General features: G+C 60.5%; 19 protein-coding genes. 12 read left to right on the top strand and 7 right to left on the bottom strand.

Going from position 1 to position 22,284, the window contains the following annotated elements; translation table 11 throughout:
* Window positions 1-75: 75 nt before the first annotated feature.
* The 3 genes from ACL0K2_RS05825 to ACL0K2_RS05815 all read right to left on the bottom strand — a co-directional run bounded on the left by ACL0K2_RS05825 (window position 76) and on the right by ACL0K2_RS05815 (window position 5,100).
* Window positions 76-1,713, bottom strand: coding sequence for a choice-of-anchor Q domain-containing protein (locus ACL0K2_RS05825; protein ID WP_413043994.1), 1,638 nt, complete (start codon window positions 1,711-1,713; stop codon window positions 76-78).
* Window positions 1,714-1,885: 172 nt separating this feature from the next.
* Window positions 1,886-4,369, bottom strand: a complete 2,484-nt coding sequence (plsB, locus tag ACL0K2_RS05820; protein ID WP_413043993.1) for a glycerol-3-phosphate 1-O-acyltransferase PlsB — start codon at window positions 4,367-4,369, stop codon at window positions 1,886-1,888.
* A 155-nt stretch (window positions 4,370-4,524) separates the two neighbouring features.
* Window positions 4,525-5,100 (bottom strand): cysteine hydrolase family protein, encoded by a 576-nt coding sequence (locus ACL0K2_RS05815; protein ID WP_239611874.1) that lies wholly within the window; start codon window positions 5,098-5,100, stop codon window positions 4,525-4,527.
* A gap of 316 nt (window positions 5,101-5,416) precedes the next feature.
* Between ACL0K2_RS05815 and ACL0K2_RS05810 the strand changes: the two genes are divergently transcribed.
* The 4 genes from ACL0K2_RS05810 to ACL0K2_RS05795 all read left to right on the top strand — a co-directional run bounded on the left by ACL0K2_RS05810 (window position 5,417) and on the right by ACL0K2_RS05795 (window position 9,363).
* A complete protein-coding gene (locus tag ACL0K2_RS05810; RefSeq protein WP_413043992.1) occupies window positions 5,417-6,340 on the top strand; it encodes an ABC transporter ATP-binding protein in 924 nt (307 codons plus the stop codon).
* Window positions 6,337-7,068, top strand: a complete 732-nt coding sequence (locus ACL0K2_RS05805; protein ID WP_045162759.1) for an ABC transporter permease subunit — start codon at window positions 6,337-6,339, stop codon at window positions 7,066-7,068. Before ACL0K2_RS05810 ends, ACL0K2_RS05805 begins: the two co-directional genes overlap by 4 nt.
* A gap of 10 nt (window positions 7,069-7,078) precedes the next feature.
* Complete coding sequence (locus ACL0K2_RS05800; protein WP_413043991.1) at window positions 7,079-8,914, top strand: Gldg family protein; 1,836 nt, start codon at window positions 7,079-7,081, stop codon at window positions 8,912-8,914.
* A 239-nt stretch (window positions 8,915-9,153) separates the two neighbouring features.
* A complete protein-coding gene (locus ACL0K2_RS05795) occupies window positions 9,154-9,363 on the top strand; it encodes a cold-shock protein (RefSeq protein ID WP_045162757.1) in 210 nt (69 codons plus the stop codon).
* Window positions 9,364-9,574: 211 nt separating this feature from the next.
* Here ACL0K2_RS05795 and ACL0K2_RS05790 read toward each other — a convergent pair whose 3' ends face one another.
* A complete protein-coding gene (locus ACL0K2_RS05790; RefSeq protein WP_045162756.1) occupies window positions 9,575-11,230 on the bottom strand; it encodes an electron transfer flavoprotein-ubiquinone oxidoreductase in 1,656 nt (551 codons plus the stop codon).
* A gap of 332 nt (window positions 11,231-11,562) precedes the next feature.
* On the opposite strand from ACL0K2_RS05790, the gene ACL0K2_RS05785 reads away from it, so the two are divergent.
* The 7 genes from ACL0K2_RS05785 (at window position 11,563) to ACL0K2_RS05755 (ending at window position 17,477) form a co-directional block, all read left to right on the top strand.
* Window positions 11,563-12,312, top strand: a complete 750-nt coding sequence (locus ACL0K2_RS05785; protein WP_045162755.1) for an electron transfer flavoprotein subunit beta/FixA family protein — start codon at window positions 11,563-11,565, stop codon at window positions 12,310-12,312.
* The gene (locus tag ACL0K2_RS05780) at window positions 12,313-13,242 is read left to right on the top strand and encodes an electron transfer flavoprotein subunit alpha/FixB family protein (RefSeq protein WP_413043990.1); all 930 of its coding nucleotides are present in this window, start codon (window positions 12,313-12,315) and stop codon (window positions 13,240-13,242) included. It begins immediately after the preceding gene.
* Window positions 13,243-13,371: 129 nt separating this feature from the next.
* Window positions 13,372-14,196: a substrate-binding periplasmic protein gene (locus ACL0K2_RS05775; RefSeq protein ID WP_413043989.1), complete on the top strand. Its 825-nt coding sequence runs from the start codon at window positions 13,372-13,374 to the stop codon at window positions 14,194-14,196.
* Between the two features lie 49 nt (window positions 14,197-14,245).
* Window positions 14,246-14,557: a DUF4398 domain-containing protein gene (locus tag ACL0K2_RS05770; RefSeq protein WP_413044443.1), complete on the top strand. Its 312-nt coding sequence runs from the start codon at window positions 14,246-14,248 to the stop codon at window positions 14,555-14,557.
* Window positions 14,554-15,357 (top strand): OmpA family protein, encoded by an 804-nt coding sequence (locus ACL0K2_RS05765; protein ID WP_045162751.1) that lies wholly within the window; start codon window positions 14,554-14,556, stop codon window positions 15,355-15,357. The genes ACL0K2_RS05770 and ACL0K2_RS05765 overlap by 4 nt, the downstream gene beginning before the upstream one ends.
* 115 nt (window positions 15,358-15,472) lie before the next feature.
* Window positions 15,473-16,903, top strand: a complete 1,431-nt coding sequence (locus ACL0K2_RS05760; protein WP_413043988.1) for a PLP-dependent aminotransferase family protein — start codon at window positions 15,473-15,475, stop codon at window positions 16,901-16,903.
* 25 nt (window positions 16,904-16,928) lie between these two features.
* Window positions 16,929-17,477 (top strand): hypothetical protein, encoded by a 549-nt coding sequence (locus tag ACL0K2_RS05755; RefSeq protein WP_413043987.1) that lies wholly within the window; start codon window positions 16,929-16,931, stop codon window positions 17,475-17,477.
* Window positions 17,478-17,492: 15 nt separating this feature from the next.
* Here the strand turns inward: ACL0K2_RS05755 and ACL0K2_RS05750 are convergent, their stop codons facing one another.
* Window positions 17,493-20,075 (bottom strand): EAL domain-containing protein, encoded by a 2,583-nt coding sequence (locus tag ACL0K2_RS05750; RefSeq protein ID WP_413043986.1) that lies wholly within the window; start codon window positions 20,073-20,075, stop codon window positions 17,493-17,495.
* Between the two features lie 134 nt (window positions 20,076-20,209).
* Window positions 20,210-20,377: a DUF2897 family protein gene (locus ACL0K2_RS05745; protein WP_080890622.1), complete on the bottom strand. Its 168-nt coding sequence runs from the start codon at window positions 20,375-20,377 to the stop codon at window positions 20,210-20,212.
* Between the two features lie 150 nt (window positions 20,378-20,527).
* Here ACL0K2_RS05745 and pyrF point away from each other — a divergent pair, with 150 nt between their 5' ends.
* Window positions 20,528-21,223, top strand: a complete 696-nt coding sequence (gene pyrF / locus ACL0K2_RS05740) for an orotidine-5'-phosphate decarboxylase (RefSeq protein ID WP_045162746.1) — start codon at window positions 20,528-20,530, stop codon at window positions 21,221-21,223.
* A gap of 55 nt (window positions 21,224-21,278) precedes the next feature.
* On the opposite strand, the gene ACL0K2_RS05735 is transcribed toward pyrF, so the two are convergent.
* Window positions 21,279-22,283 (bottom strand): NADP-dependent oxidoreductase, encoded by a 1,005-nt coding sequence (locus ACL0K2_RS05735; protein ID WP_413043985.1) that lies wholly within the window; start codon window positions 22,281-22,283, stop codon window positions 21,279-21,281.
* Between the last annotated feature and the right edge of the window lies 1 nt (window position 22,284).

The following is a 22,284-nucleotide window of genomic DNA, read 5'->3' as shown; positions in this document are numbered from 1 at the left end:
TCATCTCGCCAGTTCGCGCCGCAGCCTGCACATGACCGACGACGATCTAAGTCATGACAAGCCGCCCCATGCCGGTCAGAACTCGAACGCACCCGGATCGCACTGTCGATCATCACGCGGGCTGCCGCGCTGATCGGTGTCAGGGCAAAGCACGCCGCCCATGTCGATGGGGTCGAAGTAGGGGCTGTCTTCGAGCGGTTCACGCAGCGCGACGGTGCGAGTCGGGCCTCCGTTGTCTTGCAGTGCGCCGAGGTACAGGCGTACCCCGGCTTCGTCTGCGGTAGTGGGGGTGAAGCCGCAGCCACCGAGGAAATCGTAAAGTCCGCTTCCGGAGCCACCGATGGCATTGAAGCTGCCGCTGATCAGCGTGCCACTGCAGAACGGCATATCGTTGAAGGCGCGTATTTCGACCAGGCTGTTGGCCAGGCGGAACTCGCCGGTACCGGTATGACTGAACAACTGCGAGTGATTGCTGAACGTCGCGTTGCGGACCGATATCTTGCCGTCGACATTGCCGATCTCTGCGGCTCGGACACCACCGGTGGTGCTGCGATTGTCGATGAAAGTGCTATTCAGGATGTCGACGGTGCCCTGATAGTTCAGCAGCCCGCCCCAGAAGCGCGCGTCATTTCCGGTGATAAGACTGTCGCGCACATACAGCTGCGCCGTCGGGCCCATGTTGGAAATGCCGCCAGCATGCCCGGACTCGCGTCCGGTCGAGTTCTGTTCGATGGTCGAGCGCGCAACCAGCGCCTGGCCCTCGTTGAACAGGCCCGCGCCACGGTTGCACAGGCGTCGGCTTGGAAAGGCCGCGCAGGAGGTTTCCAGCTCATGATCGATGGTGTTGCCGCGCAACAGCATCCGGTCCATACGCAGGTTGCCGCGATTCCAGATCGCGCCGCCGCCGCTGCCCATGGGCCGGCCGTTTTCCAGTCGCAGATAGCTGAGTGTCACCGCCCGCGGCGAGCTGGCATAGATATCGAAGATCCGGTCGATGGCCCCTGCGTCGACGATGACCTGGAGATCGGCGTTCCTCGCCGCACGTCCAAGTCCCGTCAGCGTCAATCCATCAGTGATGTCCAGGTCGCCGATCGCATCGTTCGGTATGTCCGCGGTCTCGCTACCGGTTAACGACAGCACGTAGTGCCCCGATGGCACCTCTATCAGATCGTGGCCCTGGTGCGCGTTGCTTTCCATCACCGCCGCTCTGAGCGTGCAGCGATTGGAAACGGATCGGCAAATGCCGTCCCCCGGTTCCGTATCCACCTCATCAGCCGTACTGTTCACGCTTAAGGTCAGGCCAACGGGTGCCGAACAATCGTCCGGCACCGGTTCGCCGGTCACATTCATGACGTAACCGGAGGCTTCCGGGAAGCGCTTCTCATGGACGGTGCTCGAGTAGCCGGAGCCGAGCCAGTTGCGGCGCTGATAACCAACACTGAAGTGATATGGGATGTTGGTTTCGCAGGTGTCGGCGAAATAGCCCACCGCGTGTTGACCACTTGGCAACGGCATCATGGCCCAAGGGGTGCCATGGATGACCGCGTTAACGTGCGCGATGCGGTTGCCACGACCGTCAACCTGTGCTCGCAACGGGTAGAGCGGCACTGGTGAGCGAGCAACGGAGGAGGGCGTGAGGTTGGTCAGGCTGGGGGTGGCGCAGCCCGCCAGTCCAATGACCAGAGACAATGCGATAACGCCGGTGCGTGTCATACAGGCCCCTTTCGGTAGGCGTCCGAAGCATTTTTATTGGACTGCCTGCTGAGTATGGGCGTCGTGCTTGTCGGCGAACGAACGTTTCGGCATTAAGCCTTAGCGTCGTTAGCGTGATTTTCACTGATGGCCTCGCTGCGGGACGCCCGTGCTTGAGCGTCCGCGACAGAAATCAGTTCGTCAGCCGTTCCTCATCGTGCCGCTCCAGCGCCACCTGGCGAATCGAAAGGCGAATCTCTGCCGGCAGCACGCGCTTGGCGACACCCTCGGCCAGTTCTCCGAGCTTGTCGTGGTAGCCGAGCTTGCCGGCCTCGTCCAGGCGCAGAACATCCTGGTCCTGCAAACTTTTGATGAAATGCCGAAACAGGCTTTTGTCGAAGAACTCCGGCGCGTTCAGGCCATGCAGGATCGACAGACGCTGGGCCATGATCGTGCACAGCGTTTCCAATTCCTCGGCGTCGAGCGTGTTCTGTCCGCTGTTGAGCAACAACGAAATCGCCATGTAGAAGCGCTGCAATGTTTGCACGATGACCCGCGCCAGCAGCGTCAACAGCACGAACTGACGCGAGCTGGGCGCCGGTCGCAGGTAAGTCTCACCGTCGAGCTTGAGCAGGCCCTGTTCGACGAAGGCTGCCAGCCACTGATCGATCACCGCTTCCAGTTCTTCCGGCTCCCAGCGCATGAACAGCTCGGCGCGCAGGTAGGGGTAGAGTGCCTCGGTGAAGCGCAGGATCTGATCGCGGCTGATCCTCGAACTGCTCTGGAAGAAGCTCGCCAGCAGTGCCGGAAGGGCGAAGATATGCATCACGTTGTTGCGGTAATAGGTCATCAGGACGGCGTTTTGCTCGTCCAGATAGAGGATGTTGCCCAGCGCGTCCTTCTGTTCGGCCAGCAGGTCGAGGTCTTTTACATAGTCGATCAGCGTGTCGCCGTTGCCGTCTGGCAGGGTGACGTGGGGCGAGTAGGGCACCGCGCGTAGAAGACATTGGTACAGATCGAGAATGCGCCCCAGCGAGCGCCGGTCCAGCGCCTGGCGGCTAGTGGACAGCATGGCCAGCGCCACCAGGTTGACCGGATTGACCGCGGCGGCTTCGTTGAGGCGCTGGGCGATGCGTTCGGACAGTTTGTTGGTGGTCTCGTTGAGCCATTCCGGGCGATAACCTGGTCCCAGGTTCTGCTGGCGCCAACCGGGTTGCTCGCGGTCGAGGAATTCGTTGAGCTTCAGCGGCTCGCCGAAGTTCACCCAGACCTGGCCGAAGCGCTGCTTCAGCGCGCCGATGACCTTGAAGATGTCGAAGATCGATTCCTTCTTCTTCGCTGCACCGCGTAATTCGCCCAGATAGGTACGCCCTTCGAGTACCCGCTCGTAACCGATGTACACCGGCACGAAGAGAATCGGCAGCCGCGAGGAGCGCAGATAGCTACGCAGGGTAATGGCGAGCATGCCGGTTTTCGGCTGCAGCATCCGCCCGGTCCGCGAGCGGCCGCCCTCGACGAAGTACTCCACCGGAAAGCCGCGGCTGAACAGGGTGTGCAGGTATTCGTTGAACACCGAGGTATAGAGTGGGTTGCCCTTGAACGAGCGACGCATGAAGAAGGCGCCACCGCGGCGCAGCAGGCCACCGATCACCGGCATGTTGAGGTTGATGCCGGCGGCGATGTGCGGCGGTGTCAGACCGTTGCGAAACAGCAGGTAGGACAGCAGCAGATAGTCGATATGGCTGCGATGGCAGGGTACATAGATGACTTCGTAGCCGTGAACCGCATCTTGCAACGGCTCCAGATGATTGATGCGAATGCCGTCGTAGATCTTGTTCCAGAACCAGGACAGCACCACCTCGAGAAAGCGCACGGCGGTGTAGGCGTAATCCGAGGCGATCTCGTTGCCGTAACGCAGGGCGCGGGCTTCGGCCTTCTCCAGAGGAATGTTCTCGCGCTCGGCTTCGTCTTTGATCGCCTGGCGTACTTGCGGTGCGTGCACCAGCCCCTTGACCAGATTGCGACGGTGCGACAGATCTGGGCCGATCACCGCCGTCCTCTGATTACGGAAATGCACCCGCAGCATGCGGTGGGCCATGCGCAGGGTGCGCTCGTGGCCCTTGTTCTGTGCCACCAGTTCGTTGAGTTGGATCGGCGCGGAGAACTGCACGCGGGTCTTGCGGCCGAGGATGACGATGCTCATCAGCTTGCGCAGACGTCCGGTCACGGCCCAGCTGTCAGCGAACAGCAGCTTCCAGGGGCTGGTTTCGCGCGCCGGATTTTGCCCCCAGAACACGCTCACTGGGATGATCTGCGCGTTGTCCACCGCGTTCTGTTCCAGCGCACCGACCAGCCGAACCAGCGGCGCAGGCGCGGCAATCCGCGGCCGCCGACCGAACCAGCTGGCCGCTGGGCTGAGAAAGATGAACGCTGCCGGCTCGATATGATCGCCCACCGCCACCTCGGCCACCGGACGCGGCAACCCAGCCTTGCTGCACTCGTGATCGAGCACCGCCAGATCGCTAAGCGATGCGCGTTGCAGCACGTAGAACACCGGCTTGCTGCGGTCCAGCTTGAGCGTGAAGGCGGACTGGTTGATGGTTTCGGAGCGCACCCAGAAGTACAGCACGCGGCGCACGAGGGAGAAGATCAGACGGCGGATTGGGGAACGGGTCATACGGCAGATTCGACTGTGAAAGGGGTTAATACCCTCGAAGCACGCAAGTGTGCCGTAAGCGGCTTGTAGGCAAAAGGGCGGGGGATGCTTGCGCCTGCTCGCGGATGAGCTTCGTGCCAATCACCCGGCGTACATCCGCTAGCTCGTTCGGGTTGTTACGGGGCGCCGTCCTTGATGGTATTGGCTCGGTGCGACAGTATTTTCGCCGAGCTGACGACCTTCGCATATTCACCGTCCAGGTTTGCCAGCGACATGTCATGCACCGCTTCAGCACTGCGCATCTGGCCCCGGTAATCGCGTTTGGCAAACGTGAAACAGGCATCTTCGACCACGTAGGCATCGATGCCTTTGCAGCCCGCCGTTCTTGCCGTTGCCTCGACCGAATTGTTTGTTGCGACGCCGGTAATGACGATCGAGCTAACACCCAACTGCGCCAGAAGCGCTTCGAGATCGGTTCTGGTGAATGCGCAAGGCGTGGATTTTTCGATGACTGTTTCGTTCTCACCTGGCTGAAACGCGGGCTTGAATTCGAAGCCGTCCTGGTGGGGCCAGAACACCGAGTCCGGATCCGAAGACCGATGCCTGATATGAATCACTGGCCGCCCGTGCTCCTGCCAGTGGACGAGCAGGGCGAGCATCACCGCTTCTGCGTGTGGGTTGTTTCGTTGGCCCAACTTGGGATGATCGATGCCTTTCTGCTGATCAATCACCAAGAGCGCGGCGTCTTCCATTCGTTTGTCGATCCAACGTTGAGGTTAAAGCGCGGACAGTAGCCGATCCCAGCGACGAAGCGAATCTTGCTTGGGTTTCGCTACTTGTCGATCCTGTCAGGCGCCATCGCACGAGCTTGCCCGGTCGGCCGTTGGTGTTGCGTGTCTCGCGAGCTACGGGCTGGCTCGAGAATAGTAGAACCCACGCGCTGCGCTGTGAGGTACCAGCAACACCCTCCCTTGCTGGTTGCAATGTCCGCCACGCTCTTTTTATAGTCCGGCCCGCATTGGCCCCGTCTTGCCGAGTTCGGCCGTGGGTCCGTCATGGGTGAGAACGATGATCGAACTGAAAAACCTGACAAAAAGATTTGCTCAACACACGGCGGTGGATGCCCTGTCATTCAACGTCCAGCCAGGCGAAGTGCTCGGCTTTCTGGGTCCCAACGGGGCTGGCAAGTCCACCACCATGAAGATGCTGACGGGTTTTCTTGCGCCGACTTCCGGCACGGCGAGCATTTTCGGTTGTGATATTCAAACCCAGACGCTTCAGGCTCAGCGGCAGATCGGCTATCTGCCGGAGGGCGCACCGTGCTACGGCGATATGAGCGTACGCGGCTTTCTTGATTTTATCGCCGAAGTGCGCGGCTACCGGGGCGCCGACAAGCGCGTGCGGGTCGATACCGCGGCGGGGCAGGTGGAGCTGGAATCGGTGCTGGACCAGTCGATCGAGACCCTGTCCAAGGGCTTCAAGCGGCGCGTCGGGTTGGCCCAGGCGATCCTTCACGATCCCCGGGTGCTGATCCTCGACGAGCCCACAGATGGCCTGGACCCTAACCAGAAGCATCAGGTACGCGAACTGATCAAGGGATTGGCCCACGACAAGATCGTGATCATTTCCACCCATATTCTCGAGGAGGTCGCCGCGGTGTGCACCCGTGCGGTGGTGATTGCCAGTGGACGATTGGTTGCCGATGACACGTCTTTCGAGTTGGAAAGCCGATCGAAATATCACCAGGCGGTTACGCTGGTCAGCGACGGCCCGCTGGATGACATCGCGTTGGCCGCGCTGTCCGGCGTGGCGGGCGTCGAGCACAACGAATCGGATCACAGCATCACGGTACTGGCCAAACCGGGACAGGTGATCTTTCCGCAGATCAATGCATTGGTTAGCCAACAGGGATGGGCGGTGAAGGAGCTGAACGTGGAGCGCGGCCGACTGGACGAGGTGTTCCGTACATTGACCCGTGGGGAGGCGCTATGAGTCAGTTGCCAGTGATCTTCAAGCGCGAGCTGGGCAGCTATTTCGCGACACCGCTCGCCTATGTGTTCATCCTGATCTTCCTGGTGCTGTCCGGGGTCTTCACCTTCTATCTGGGTGGTTTCTACGAGCGCGGCCAGGCGGATCTCGTTCCGTTCTTCAGCTTCCATACCTGGCTCTATCTGTTCCTGATCCCGGCCATCGCTATGCGGCTGTGGGCCGAGGAGCGCAAATCCGGCTCCATCGAGCTGTTGATGACGTTGCCGATCACCCGTTTCGAGGCGGTCACCGGCAAGTTTCTCGCGGCCTGGGTCTTCGCCGGAATCGCGTTGCTGCTGACGTTCCCGATGGTTATTACCGTCAATTACCTCGGCGAACCGGACAACGGTGCGATCGCCGCCGGCTATTTCGGTAGCTGGCTGTTGGCTGGGGCGTTTCTGGCGATCGGTTCGTGCATGTCGGCGCTGGCGAAGAATCAGGTGATTGCCTTCATCCTCGCGGTGAGCGCGTGCTTCCTGTTCATCGTCAGCGGTTTGCCGATGGTACTTGATGCCTTCGCCTGGGCGCCGCAGTGGCTGGTCGATGCGGTGGCTTCGCTGAGCTTCCTGATCCGCTTCGATTCTCTTAGCAAGGGGGTTATCGACCTGCGTGACCTGCTGTATTTCGTCACGCTGATCATCGCCTGGCTGGCGGCTACCGCTGTGGTCGTCGATCTGAAGAAAGCGGCGTAAGGAAGCCCACATGAAACGAGTGATGTATTCGGGTGCTGGGCTGCTGCTGATCGCATTGGCCTTCCTGGCATTCAACGTATTTTCCGGCCTGGTGTTCACCGACGCGCGGTTGGACCTGACCGAGCAGAAGCTCTACACCATCTCCGAAGGTACCGAGACCATTCTCGAGGGGCTTGAGAAGCCCATCGAACTGAATTTCTTCTATTCGGACGAGGCGACCAAAGATCTCGTAGCGTTGCGCAACTATGCCCGGCGCGTCGAGGAAATGCTGCGGGCGTATGAGCGCGCCGCTGATGGCAAGCTCAAGCTGCATGTGATTGACCCCGAACCGTTCTCCGAAGAGGAGGATCGCGCCGCTGAGCTAGGCCTGCAGGCCGTACCGCTGAATCAGGGTGGCGACAAGGTCTACTTCGGTTTGGCCGGCACCAACGCCGATGGGCAAACGCAGAGCATCCCCTTCTTCCCGCTGGATCAGGAGGAGTTCCTCGAGTACGAAATCAGTCGCCTGGTGCAGAGCCTGGCGTCGGCGCAGATGCCGGTTGTCGGGGTGCTCTCCGGACTGCCGATCACGGGCGGTTTCGATATGCGCACCCAGCAGGCGACACCGCCCTGGATGGTGCTGGAGGACATTCGTCAGCAGTTCCATATCGAGAGTCTCAAGCGCGACGTCGACATGATCCCGGCCAGCGTATCGGTGCTGATGCTGGTGCATCCCAAGGAGCTGCCGGAGCAGACGCTCTATGCGATCGACCAGTTCGTCATGCGCGGCGGCAAGTTGCTGGTGTTCCTCGATCCCTTTAGCGAAGCCGATCCGGGCATGGGTATCGGGCCGGGCGAGTTCGGCGAGGGCAAGACCTCGGATCTGGAACCGCTGTTCAAGGCGTGGGGCGTGCGCATGGCGCCCGGCGAGGTTGTCGCCGATGCGTCCTATGCGATGTCGGTCGGGGTGGGTGCCGAGCGCCGGCCGGTCCGCCATCCGGGCTGGCTGAGCCTGCCGCAGCACACCATGGATACCGAGGATGTAACCACTGCCTCGCTGGAAAGCCTGAATATGGCGACCGCCGGCTTCCTCGAACCGCTGGAGGGCGCCACGACCCGTTTTATCCCGTTGATCCAGAGCTCCAGTTATGCCATGCCGATCGAGGCAGGACGCTTCGCGACGCTGGAAAATCCCGAGGAACTCCTGCGTGATCTGGAGCCCACGGGTGAGCGTTACACGCTTGCGGCGCGTATTCAGGGGCCGGCGCAGTCGGCCTATCCCGATGGCATCGAAGGCCGTAAAGATGGATTGAAGGAAAGTGCCAGCATCAACGTTATCGCCGTCGCGGACACAGATCTGCTGGCCGATCGCATGTGGGTGCAGGTGCAGGACTTCTTCGGGCAGCGTATGCCGCAGCCCTGGGCCGACAACGGCACCTTCGTGGTCAATGCATTGGACAACCTGTCTGGTACCGATGCGCTGATCAGTGTGCGCTCACGCGGTCGCTTCGCCAGGCCGTTCGTGGTGGTCGAGGAATTGCAGCGACAGGCCGAGAATCGCTTCCGGGAGAAGGAAGAGGTGCTACAGCAGCGGCTGGCCGCTACCGAAGCGCAACTCGCCGAATTGCAGGGCCCGAACGCCGAAGGCGCGATAGAGCTTACGGATGAGCAACAAGCCGCTCTGCAGGGTTACTTAAAAGAGAAACTGCGTATTCGCAAGGAACTGCGCGAGGTTCGCTATCAGCTCAACGCCGATATCGATGCGCTGGGCCGCACGTTGAAGTTCTTCAATATCGCCTTGGTGCCGTTGCTGTTGACGGTGGGCGTGCTGCTGCGGTGGTTGTGGCGTCGGCGCAGAGCGGGTTGATCAGTGCGGGCTCGGTGTTGATTTGCGATGGCGGTTCAAGCGTGAGGCGTCATCGCTATGAACGACTGTAAAAACTCAAGACGAGAATTTTTCCTGTTCTATACTCGTCCGTCGATGGCCTGCAACGCGCTTGTCATGCCTGCTCCGGTATATTGCCGCTGGCAGGTGTCCTCAGCGGGGCAGGCCTGAGAGTCCCTTCCCGAACGGGGAATAATAAGAATCGAGTTGGAGAAGTAGTAATGGCTGAGCGCGAAACCGGAACCGTCAAGTGGTTCAATGATGCCAAGGGTTATGGATTCATCCAGCGTGGCAGTGGTGCGGATGTGTTTGTTCACTACCAGGCTATTCGTGGCGAAGGCCACCGCTCTCTGACCGAAGGTCAGCAAGTGGAATTCTCGGTCACCCAAGGCCAGAAGGGCCTGCAGGCCGAGGACGTGGCAGGGCTCTGATAGCCGCTTGCATAAATGCAAGCCTGTCGGTAAGCAGGCCCATTGCTGACAAAGCCCTGGCCATCGGCCGGGGCTTTTGTTTGATGGGCTGTCGCTCGCGAAGAGCGTCGATGTCCAGCCTCTTAATCCAGGCTGTGCGTACTGCGAATATGTCGAGCCCCAAAACGCGAACCCCGCCATAGAGGCGGGGTTCGTCGTTTCAGGGACGTCGTTACATGTTGGGGTAGTTAGGCCCGCCGGTGCCTTCCGGTGCGACCCAGGTGATGTTCTGGGCCGGGTCCTTGATGTCACAGGTCTTGCAGTGCACGCAGTTCTGCGCGTTGATCTGGAAGCGTTTGCTGCCGTCGTCATTGTCCACCACCTCGTAGACGCCAGCCGGGCAGTAGCGCTGGGCGGGCTCGTCGTACAGGGGCAGATTCTTCTCGATCGGGATGCTCGGATCGGTCAGTTTGAGATGGACGGGCTGCTCCTCTTCATGGTTGGTATTGGAAAGGAATACCGAGCTGAGCTTGTCGAAGCTGAGCTTGCCGTCGGGCTTGGGATAATCGATCTTCTTCGACTCAGCCGCAGTCTTCAGGCAGGCGTAGTCCGGCTTGGTGTCGTGCAGCGTGAACGGAATCTTGCCGCCGAAGATGTTCTGATCGATGAAGTTGAACGCCCCGCCTTTGACCGCACCCCACTTGTGAATCGCTGCGCCGAAGTTGCGGCTGGCATAGAGTTCCTGGTAAAGCCAGCTGGCCTTGAAGCCCTCTTCATAGCCGGTCAGCTCGTCACCGCCTTCACGGCCTGCGAACAAGGCATCGGCCACCGCTTCGGCGGCCAGCATGCCGGACTTCATCGCGGTATGGCTGCCCTTGATCTTGGCGAAGTTGAGCGTGCCGGCATCGCAACCGATCAATGCGCCGCCATTGAAGACCATCTTCGGTAGCGAGTTGATGCCGCCCTTGGCGATGGCGCGCGCACCGTAGGAAACTCGCTTGCCGCCTTCGAGATACTGTTTGATCACCGGGTGATGCTTGTAGCGCTGAAACTCATCGAACGGCGAGAGGAACGGGTTGCTATAGGACAGGTCGACGATCAGCCCGACCACGACCTGATTGTTTTCGAGGTGATAAAGGAACGAGCCACCGGTGTTGGCATCGTTCAGTGGCCAGCCTGCGGTGTGCACCACCAGGCCCTGCTCGTGCTTGGCCGGGTCGATGTCCCAGAGCTCTTTGATACCGATGCCGTAGTGCTGCGGGTCGACATTGGCATTGAGCTGAAAACGGTTGATCAGTTGCTTGCCGATATGGCCACGGCAGCCTTCGGCGAACAGAGTGTACTTGGCGCGCAGCTCCATGCCCGGCGTGTACATGCCTTCCTTCGGATTGCCTTCGCGGTCCACGCCAAGGTCGCCGGTGAGGATGCCGCGAACCACGCCCTGTTCATCGATGAGCGCTTCCTGAGCTGCGAAACCGGGATAAATCTCGACGCCGAGGTTTTCGGCCTGCTGTGCCAGCCAGCGGCATAGGTTGCCTAGGGAGATGATGTAATTGCCTTCGTTATGCATGGTTTTCGGAACCAGTGCATTGGGCAGCTTGCGAGCGGCTTCCGCGCTCTTGAGCAAGTAGATGTCGTCGCGCTTGACCGGGGTGTTCAATGGCGCTTCGAGCTCCTTCCAATTGGGAAAGAGTTCGTTGAGTGCGCGAGGCTCGAACACCGCGCCGGATAGAATGTGGGCGCCTACCTCGGAACCCTTCTCGACGACGCAGACACTGATTTCCTTACCAGCATCGGCCGCTCTCTGCTTCAGCCGGCAGGCAGCGGACAGGCCCGCGGGGCCGGCGCCGACGATCACTACGTCGAATTCCATGTATTCGCGTTCCATTGGCTATCTCCTACTCAAGGCTTGATTGTTATGTAGATAGTGGAGGGCTGGATCGTTTCCCTGACCAAGCCGAGCTGCCGCATTATATATAGACGTCGGTAAGGGTCCAATACAAACGTTTGTTTGAATTTTCTTCAAGGCTGTTAGAATCGCGAAACTGCGGCTTATAGCGGGGTATATGCGTTGTTGACCCCGCCCGTTGCCAGCAGTCAAGATACGGGCAGTTTTGCGCTCGCCGAACTGGTTCCGCGGCTGAATTGACGGTCCGGACCTCGAGCATGGCTCGGTTCGCCTCGGCGATATCCTATTCACCGGAGAGTAACGAGGAATCCATGAAGATTCTTGTAGCTGTCAAACGAGTGGTCGATTACAACGTCAAGGTTCGCGTCAAGGCGGACAACTCCGGCGTCGACCTCGCCAACGTCAAGATGTCGATGAACCCCTTCTGCGAAATCGCCGTGGAAGAAGCCGTGCGCCTTAAAGAAAAGGGCGTTGCGAGCGAAATCGTCGTGGTGTCCATCGGTCCGACCGCCGCTCAAGAGCAGCTGCGTACTGCGCTGGCGCTGGGTGCTGATCGCGCCGTGCTGGTCGAATCGACCGAAGAGCTCAACTCGCTGGCCGTGGCCAAGTTGCTGAAAGCCGTCGTCGACAAGGAGCAGCCGCAGCTGGTCATTCTCGGCAAGCAAGCCATCGACAGCGACAACAACCAGACCGGCCAGATGCTTGGCGCGCTGACCGGATACGCCCAAGGCACGTTCGCCTCGAAGGTCGAAGTGGAAGGCGACAAGGTCAAGGTCGAGCGTGAAATCGATGGCGGCGCACAGACCGTTGCGCTGAACTTGCCGGCAATCGTGACTACCGATCTGCGTTTGAACGAGCCTCGCTACGCGTCGCTGCCAAATATCATGAAGGCCAAGAAAAAGCCGCTGGAAGTCCTGACGCCAGACGCGCTGGGTGTGTCCACCACCTCCACCGTGAAGACCCTGAAAGTCGAAGCGCCGGCTGCTCGCAGCGCCGGTATCAAGGTCAAGTCCGTGGCTGAACTGGTCGAGAAACTGAAGAACGAGGCGAAGGTAATCTAAATGACTATCCTGGTTATCGCTGAACACAACAACGCCGTCCTCGCGGCTGCGACCCTCAACACCGTGGCCGCCGCAAAAGCCATTGGTGGTGATATTCATGTACTGGTAGCCGGTAGCGGTTGCGGTGCCATCGGTGAGGCGGCTGCCAAGATCGAAGGCGTCTCCAAGGTGCTGGTCGCCGACGATGCCGCCTACGCCCATCAGCTGCCGGAAAACGTCGCACCGCTGATCGCCGGCCTGGCCAAGAGCTACAGCCATGTGCTCGCCGCTGCCACCACCAACGGCAAGAACTTTCTGCCACGCGTTGCGGCGCTGCTGGACGTTGATCAGATCTCCGAAATCATCGCCGTCGAAAGCGCCGACACCTTCAAGCGCCCGATCTATGCCGGTAATGCCATCGCCACCGTGCAGTCGAGCGCACCGATCAAGGTCATCACCGTGCGTTCCACCGGTTTCGATCCGGTCAATGCCGAAGGCGGCTCGGCCAGTGTCGAGCAGGTTTCCGGCTCCGGTGACGCGGGCGTTTCCGCTTTCGTTGGCGAAGAACTGGCCAAGTCCGACCGTCCCGAACTGACCGCTGCCAAGATCGTCATTTCCGGTGGTCGTGGCATGCAGAACGGTGACAACTTCAAGCATCTGTATGCGCTGGCCGACAAGCTCGGCGCTGCTGTCGGCGCTTCGCGCGCGGCGGTCGACGCTGGCTTCGTGCCCAACGATATGCAGGTTGGTCAGACCGGCAAGATCGTCGCGCCGCAGCTGTACATCGCCGTCGGCATCTCCGGTGCGATCCAGCATCTGGCAGGCATGAAGGACTCCAAAGTGATCGTGGCGATCAACAAGGACGAAGAAGCGCCGATCTTCCAGGTGGCTGATTACGGCCTGGTGGGCGATCTGTTCGAGATCGTGCCGGAACTCGAGCGACTCGTTTGATCGAGCCGCTTCGGAAAAAACCCGCTCTTGCAGCGGGTTTTTTTATGGCAGCTCGGCTGCGCTGGCCGATGGTAATATCCCGAACTGGCACCGACAGTGCCTGTTCGATTCCCCATGATGAGGTTTTCCATGCGCTGTGCCGTTCCGCTGAAATCCGCCTTGATCGCCTTGCTGCTGGTAACTCCTCTGGTGGCGAACGCGGCGGCTGCCAAGTGTGATCGGCTGATCGCAACAGGTGGCGCGGATAATCCGCCGTTCCTGTGGCGCGATCCGCAGAATCCCAAGCGCCTGATCGGTGCGAATGCCGATTTACTGAAGAAAATTACCGATTCACTCGATCTGAAGCTCGAGCTTCTCTATACGGGCGATGCCGCCAAGGCGCTCGAGGAGGTGCGTAGCGGCCGGGTGGATCTGCTGGCCGATGCGGTGCTCGACCTGCGGGAGCTGGCGCATCTGGATTTCATCCACCCGTCGATCGTTACGTTGCAAATGTCTGCCTGGGTACGCAATGAGCCTGGCTTCCTTTACGCCAGTCGTGAAGATCTGACGGGTCGCTCGGGTGCCTACGTCGCATCGACCCGCTTCGGTGGTGAGTTTCAGGCATATGCCAAGGATCATCTTCGCTTGCGCTCGTCGCCCAGCCTGACGGAAGCCGTGCAAAGGCTGCTGGCGGGCAAAGCCGATTACGTGTTGCACGAGCGGTACAGCGCTGTCGCCCAAGCCGACCCGCGAGGGCTGCTTGCTGATATTCAGCGGTTGGAACCTCCGGTCTTCAGTCGTGGTATGCATCTCGCAGTGGCGCACGACTCCGCCTGCAACGGCCCGTGGTTGCGCGGACAGCTCGCGATAAAAATGACAGAATTGCGCGCTGCCGGTGTGTCGCAGCAACTGCTGGTGGAAAATCTCGAGCGTTGGAAGCAACAGCCGGCGCCGACAAGCAATTCGCAACGCTAGGATCTCTCTTTTGATAAAGCATCTTTCCTACATGCTCATGCTGTCGGCGATGGTCGGCTGCGCCAACGACCCGGCACCTACCGAACAGCTGCGTCTCACCGAGCAGGCGCTGACCCAGGCGCGCTCAGTGGGCGCGTCGGATCAGACGCCAGAGCTGGCGCTGGCCAAAGAACAACTCACGGCTGCGGTTGCAGCAATGAAGGACGAGGACTACCGGCAGGCCCGTCGGCTCGCCGAAAAAGCGGAGCTGGACGCTAGGCTGGCGGAGGCCAGCGTTCTGAATGACAAGAGTCAGCAGGAGCTGGCAGAGCTGGCTCGCCGTATTGCACGGCTACGCGACCAGTTGGGGGATTTGCAGTGAAGCCTGTTCTCACGTCCGTATTGCTGGTGACGCTTGCCGGGCTCCAGGGATGCGCAACGCAGCAATCGCAGCAACAACTGGAACAAGCGGTTGTTGCATTTCAGAGCGTCGGTGACGATCCGCAGATCCTGCGCGATGCGCCGAAGGACATGATGCGCGCGGCCGAATCGCTGGAGCGAGCCCAGCGTTTCGCCGGCTACTGGGGCAGCGCAGAAGACGTTGATCACTACGCCTATCTCAGCAAACGGTATAGCGAGATCGCTCGCCAGCACAGCGAGCAGATGCAGAATCAGCGGCGCGCTACCCAGCTCGCCATTGAGCACGAGCGCTTGCGTCAGGCTCTGCAGGAAGCCCGGCTGCTCGACCTGCAGCACCAGGGTCGATGGATGGAGGATCAGCTGATCAGTCTGGCGGCGTCCGAAACAGATCGCGGTCTGGTGATGACCTTAGGGGACGTGTTGTTCAAGGCGGCCAGCGCCGACCTGGAGCCCTCGGCCAATCGCACGCTACTCAAGGTCGTGCATTTCCTGCAGCTCAATCCCAACCGCAGAGTCCGCATCGAGGGCTACACCGACAATCGGGGTGATGCCGCCGAAAACCTTGCCCTGTCCAAGGCCCGAGCGCAGGCGGTGGGCGACTTCATGCAGAGCCTGGGTATCGATCCGCGGCGTATGGAAGTGATTGGCTACGGTGAGCAATATCGGGTCGCCGAAAACGCATCGGTGCGTGGCCGAGCACAGAATCGGCGGGTCGAGATTCTGTTTTCCGACGAGCAGGGGCGACTCAGTAGCCCTCGCTGACAGCATCCGTGCCAGGGCTGTAACAGACTGTGTCGGCGAGTTTGCGAGTAACTGTATTGGTCGTACATAACGGTGTTGTACTACTGTTATGGTCCAGTTGGCGGAGACGGACGATATGACCAATCTGTTGCTTTATCAGCGCATTGCACACCAGCTCGCTGAAGATATCCGGCGCGGCGTCTACCGGCCCGGTGAGCGTGTGCCTTCGGTGCGCAAGATGAGCATGCAGTTGAACGTCAGCCATGCGACGGTCCTGCAAGCCTATGCCAACCTAGAAGACCAAGGCATGATCCGGGCGCGTCCGCAATCGGGCTTCTATGTGCACCACACGCCGGCGCTGACCGCCCCGACCCCGGATATCGCGCAGGTCGAGCGGCCGACGCTGGTCACGCGCAGCAGCATCATCAACCAGGTCCTCAGCGAATCGCGCCGCGACGGGCTTATCCCGTTGGGCGCTGCCGTGCCTCATGTGGACTATTTGCCAGCGCGCGCCTTGCACCAACAACTCGCCAAGATCACTCGCTTCCAGAGCCAGCGGGCGTTCAGCTATATGTTCAGCCCCGGCTATGAGCCCCTGCGTCGACAGGTGGCGATCCGCATGCGCGATGCCGGCGTGATCGTAGGCCCGGACGAAGTGGTGATCACCCACGGCTGTGTCGATGCTCTGCAGATGTCCTTGCGCGTATTGACCAAACCGGGCGACCTGATCGCAGCTGAGTCACCCAGCTACTACGGCTTGCTGCAACTGGCCGATCTGCTGGGGCTCAAAGTCATCGAAATTCCGTGCGACCCGGATACCGGACTAAGTCTCGAAGCGCTGCAACTGGCTGCTAGCCAGTGGCCGATCAAGGCGCTGGTGCTCACCGCGCGGCTGAGCAACCCCTTGGGTGGCAGCATGCCGGACGTACGGCAAAAGCAATTGCTCAAGTTGGCGGCGAATTTCGACATTCAGATTGTCGAAGATGATATCTACGGCGAACTCATGTTCGATGCGGGGTCCATCAAGGCGCTCAAGTCCAACGATGACGAGGGGCGAGTGATCTATTGCTCGAGCTTTTCCAAGACCATCTCGCCGGGTGTGCGCATTGGTTGGATTCTGCCGGGACGCTATCGAGAGGAGATTCAGCGCCTGCAGACCTTCAGCACGCATTCGGCCTGCAGTGTTACCCAGATGGGCGTAGCAGCCTATCTGGAGAACGGTGGATATGATCGGCATCTACGCTACATCCGGCATGAGTATCGCAGTAACCTCAGTGCCTTCCAGTTGGCAGTGCAGCGTTATTTTCCGGAAGGAACGCAGATGACCCGGCCCACCGGCGGCTTCATTCTCTGGGTCAGCTTGCCGGCCCGGGTGAATACCAAGGAGCTGCACGTACAGGCGCTGGAGCGAGGAATCAGCATCGCGCCGGGGCTGATTTTCAGCAACACCGAGCAGTTCAATCACTGCGTGCGGCTCAATTGCGGTCTGCCCTGGACGTCCGAGGCAGAGCGAGCATTGAAAACCCTGGGTGAGCTGGCAGGAGGGCTGTGCCGGCAATCGAACTGATCGGACCGAAGGAGGACGTGGTCCTATGAGATGGTTGAGTTTGCTGCTTGCATTACCGTTTCTCGGCGCTTGCGACGGCGATAAGTTGCCTTCTCAACCCGGTGCACCGGCGAAACCCGAAGTTCGGTCTGGCGTGGTTGATCGCGGGCTCGCAGCGCCGCTCGAGCCCGCGCCCGATCCCGCGCTCGGGCGTGTCGAAAGTGAAGTGGGTAAGCCCCCGAAAATCGAGATTGAAGTCGAGCCGGTGACCGCCGGTGACCCTGAAACGCTGCCATCCGAGCGTGTCGTGCCGACGCCTGAGCCCAAACCGGTCGCCCCGCCAGCGCCGAAGAAGGACGTCGCGATCGAACGCGTCGAGCTGCCCGAGCCGGAGCTGGATTTGAGCCTTCCCGAGGATTGGGCCGAGGAGCTCGAGCCGGACGCGGATACGGCGTCGATACGTTTATTGCCGCCATTATTCGAGTCAGGTGAGAGTTCACGCTCGGTGCAGATGAGCGGACGCCTGCTGCAGGGCTTGAATGAGGACGAAGCGCTGATCGACGGGGCCCAGATCAACATCGAGCTCAAACGGTAACCCGCGCGGACGCTGTCACGCAGGGCTTCGGCTCAAGGTCCCGCCGACACCGGCCAGCAAGGCGCGCAACTCTTGGGCCGGAAGCGGATGGCTCATGTGGAAGCCCTGAATCTCGCTACAGCCATCGGCGAGCAATTGCGTCAGTTGCTCCGAGGTTTCCACGCCTTCGGCCGTGACACGCATGCGCAAGCCTCGGCCGAGATCGATGAGCGCCTTGACGATGGAATGGTCCGCGGTCGAACGTTCCATGCCGGAGACAAAGCTGCCGTCGATCTTGATCGTGTCGAACGGATAGCTACGCAGATTGCTCAGGGAAGAATAGCCGGTACCGAAATCGTCCATGGCGAGCCGGACACCGATGGCCTTCAGTTCGTTGAGCACGTCCAGGGTGCGCTGATTTTCCTGGAGCAATGCCGTTTCGGTTATTTCCAGTTCAAGACGGTTGGCCGGGAGCCCGCTTTCTTCCAGAACGGTCCGAACCATTTCGGATAACTCGTCGTTGCGTAGCTGCAGCGGCGACAGGTTGACCGCGATCATGAGCGTGCTCGCCCAGCCTGTGGCTTCGATGCAGGCCTGGCGCAGGACCCACTCGCCGAGCGGGACTATCAGCCCGGTCTCTTCCGCCAGCGGGATGAAGTGCTCGGGTAGCAGAAGGCCTCGAGCAGGGTGCCGCCAGCGCAGCAAGGCTTCGGCGCCGTTAATGCTCATGTCCTCGCTGAAATACCGAGGCTGGTAATGAACCTCGAACTGGCCTTCGGCAATCGCCTGGCGCAGTTCGTCTTCCTGGCGACGCCGTTCCAACAGCCGCTTGTCCATCTCGCTGCCATAGAATCGCCAGGTTCCACGTCCGTCGGCCTTGGCCTGATACAGGGCGATATCCGCGCAGCGCAGGAGTTCGTTGGCCTGTGTCGCGTCGGTGGGCGCCATGGCGATGCCAATACTGGCGCCAATGTAGATCTGCTGGCCTTCGTAAATGAAGGGTTCGCTGACCGCGGCGACAATCCGGGCGCAAAGCTTGTCCACATCTTCGTTGAGCTGTAGACGGCTCATGACCATGAGGAACTCGTCGCCACCCAGGCGAGCGACCAGGTCGTCGCCTCTGATGCACTGCTTGAGTCGGTTGGATACGCCGATCAACACCTCGTCCCCGGCACCGTGGCCCAGGGTGTCGTTTACCGGCTTGAAGCGATCCAGATCGATGTACAGGACCGTCAGCCGAGATCCGCTGGTAAGCGAGGCGAGCTTGGCTTCCAGATAGTCGCGCAGCCGGTTGCGATTCGGCAGGCCGGTCAGGGCGTCGTGCTGCGAGAGGTACTGCACGCGTGCCTGGGCCCGGGTCTCTTCGGTAATGTCGCTTGCGGTACCCCGATAGCCCAATGGCTCGTCCTCTCGATAGATCGCGCGAGCGGAGAGCCGGCAATGCCGTTCGCAGCCATTCGCCGCCTGGTAGCTGCAGCGCAACGGTGTCCTATGTGGCGCAGCCAGCCAGTCCTGGAGTGCGGCATGATCGGTATTCAGCAGATCGATCAAGGGGCGGCCAATCCAGGCGGCGGGTTCATGGCCGGTGATTTCTTCGAAGCGACTCGATAGGTAAGTCAGTCGAGCATTCTGGTCGGTTTCCCAGATCCAATCGGATGCGGCTTCTGCCACATCGCGGAAGCGTTCTTCACTGGCGGCCAATGCCGTGCGGCTTTTCGACAGCCGCTTGTAGCTGGCATCCATCAGCCGTACGGTTTTCAGCGCCTGACGCAGGAGCAGCCAGGCAAGGACCCCGAGTCCAAGGGTGACCGCGGCAAGCACCGGCAGAGTCATCCATAAAAGGTAGCGGCCTGGCTGGGAGACGTTCCAGGTAAATCCTTGGAGTGTTCCATCGAGCATATTCAGAGAGACAACGGCGTTTTGCGGGCGAGGGTTTTCGTCGTCGATACGCAAACCTTCGATCGCATATTCACGGCCGAGTTGGAGCAGCCAGTCAGAATCCATCACATCGACAAAAAGCAGAACCGAGGCGGGGCCGTCCATCTCATCGATATCGCTGCCGCCTGGCGTCATTACCGCAGCGGCCACCATAGCCGGGAGACCTTCAGCCGAAAGCAGGCCGGCAGAGGTTTCTTCCTCCTCGACCGCCTCACGGGCCTGCGCGAGCAGAATTTCCAGCCCGTTGCCGAGCCAGCGCCGTGCATCGACCTGCACCAGTTCCCCGCGGATCACCGAATAGGTCGTTTCGCCGTCGGCGTTGACCACCAGGACCGCTTCATAGCCGAAGTCGTCGTATAAAGAAGGGCCGAGGTTCGCCTGGTCATAAGCCCAGTTGAGATTGGTCCGCTTGCTTAGATTGGCATAGGCGTCGCCCCAGAACCCGTTGTCCGCGACATGACGAGACATGCCGCGCATATGCGATTCGAATGCCTTGCCGGCGAGAAAATGCTCCTGGGTCAGTGCGTCGCGATCAATGGTCTGGGCTATATGTATGACGGCGATCGCCGCAGCCAGCAGTGCAGCGGCCAACAGGCAGGCAAAACCGGGGAGGATCCGCCTCGAAAACGCGGCGTGGGCTTTGGGACTTCCGGCCTGGGCCGAAGCGGAATCTGATGGCATCGATGCTTCCTTGTAGGAGGCAGAATGATTGCTCGAATGAAGGCGGAAAGCCATCACTGACTGCCGAGTCAATTAATCGCCTGATGTGAGGGGGCAAAGGCGCCGGTTCGGCCGGCTGTCCAGCGCGCCGACGGCTATTTATCGCGCGCGTCCTTGGCGTCCGCCTCGGCGTTTCGCTGGGCGATCCGCTGTTTCTGCTCCTCGGTCAGCGGAATCTTGTGAGCGCTGGCGCGTAGGGTCATCAGCCCTCCGACGATGATACCGATCACCAGGACCAGCAATAACCAGATGTACCAAGGCATGTTTATCTCCTGATGGTGGCGGGACTGCTTTTAACCTTAGGCTTGCGCATGTAGCTGCGCCATTGCGCGACCATACCGTCAACGGCATCCGGTCCGCTTCGATGATGGTTTTCTGCGACAATGCGCGCCGAAATTTGCCGAGGAATCGCCATGACTTGCCAGACTCCCCTCATCGTTGCGCTCGATTTTCCCTCCCGTGATGCTGCGCTGGCCCTGGCCGGACAGCTCGATCCGGCGCTTTGCCGTGTCAAGGTCGGCAAGGAGCTGTTCACCCGCTGCGGTCCGCAGATCGTCGAGGCGCTGCAGAGTAAAGGATTTGAGGTATTTCTGGATCTGAAATTCCATGACATACCCAATACCACGGCGATGGCGGTCAAGGCAGCGGCGGAACTGGGCGTGTGGATGGTCAATGTGCACTGCTCTGGAGGTCTGCGGATGATGGCGGCCTGCCGCGAGACCCTGGATAAGGTGGGGGGGCACAAACCGCTACTGATCGGCGTCACAGTGCTGACCAGCATGGAGCAGACGGACCTGGCCGATATCGGTCTCGATGTGCAGCCGCAGCAGCAGGTGCTGCGACTGGCCGGGCTGGCAGCAGAGGCCGGACTGGATGGGCTGGTTTGCTCGGCGCTGGAGGCGCAATCCTTGAAAGCGCACTTTGCACAGTTGCAACTGGTGACACCGGGCATTCGTCCGGCCGGCAGCAAGGCAGATGATCAGCGGCGTATTCTCACGCCTGCCGAGGCGATGGCGGCGGGGTCGGATTATCTGGTGATCGGCAGGCCCATCGCACAGGCGGCGGATCCGTCCCAGGCGCTGGCGGCAGTGGTTGCGGAATTGGCCTGAACCCTGGATAGCGGATGGTCGCCGAAGTACGGTGCCCGTCCGCTATCCAAGCGAGTTAGCTGACCTTCAATACCAGCTTGCCGAAGTTGCCGCCGGTGAACAGTTTCATCAGGGTATCGGGGAACGTCTCCAGCCCTTCGACGATGTCCTCCTTGCTCTTCAGCTCGCCGCTCTGCATCCAGCCAGCCATTTCTTTCATGGCCTCCGGATAGCGTGGCACGTAATCCATCACCACCATGCCCTGCATGCGCGCCCGATTGACCAACAGGGAAAGGTAGTTGGCAGGTCCCTTGACCGCTTCCTTGTTGTTGTACTGGCTGATCGCGCCGCAAATCACGATGCGGGCACCAACGGTGATGCGCGTCAGTACCGCGTCGAGGATATCGCCACCGACGTTGTCGAAGTAAACGTCGACGCCTTTCGGGCATTCACGTTTAAGCCCCGCCGCGACGTCTTCGCTCTTGTAGTCAATTGCGGCGTCGAAGCCCAGCTCGTCGGTGAGAAAGCGGCATTTGTCGGCCCCTCCTGCGATCCCTACCACGCGACAACCCTTGATCTTGGCAATCTGCCCCGCAACGCTGCCTACGGCACCGGCGGCTCCCGACAGCACCACGGTTTCTCCTGCCTTGGGTTCGCCCACCGCCAGCAGGCCGAAGTAAGCAGTCATACCGGTCATGCCCAGCGCAGACAGATAGCGCGGCAGCGGCGCCTGGTTCGGATCGACCTTGTAGAAGCCTTTAGGCTCGCCGAGGAAATAGTCCTGTACGCCGAGCGCGCCGTTGACGTAATCACCTTTCGCAAAGCCGGGATGCTGAGACGCGATTACCTTGCCCACACCAAGCGCACGCATTACCTCACCAATACCCACCGGCGGGATATAGGACTTGGCATCGTTCATCCAGCCGCGCATGGCAGGATCCAGCGACAGGTATTCGTTCTTGACCAGGATCTGGTTCGGGCCGGGTTCGCCCAGCGGTTGTTCAACGAACTCGAAGGTGCCGCGGGTGGGCGCCCCGACGGGGCGCTTGGCCAGTAGAAACTGGCGGTTGGTCTGGTCCATG

This window comes from Pseudomonas sp. YJ42, from assembly GCF_047225135.1.
Taxonomy (GTDB): domain Bacteria; phylum Pseudomonadota; class Gammaproteobacteria; order Pseudomonadales; family Pseudomonadaceae; genus Stutzerimonas; species Stutzerimonas stutzeri_E.
The sequence above is the reverse complement of the archived record's forward strand: the minus strand, read 5'-3'. Positions and strand labels throughout refer to the sequence as shown.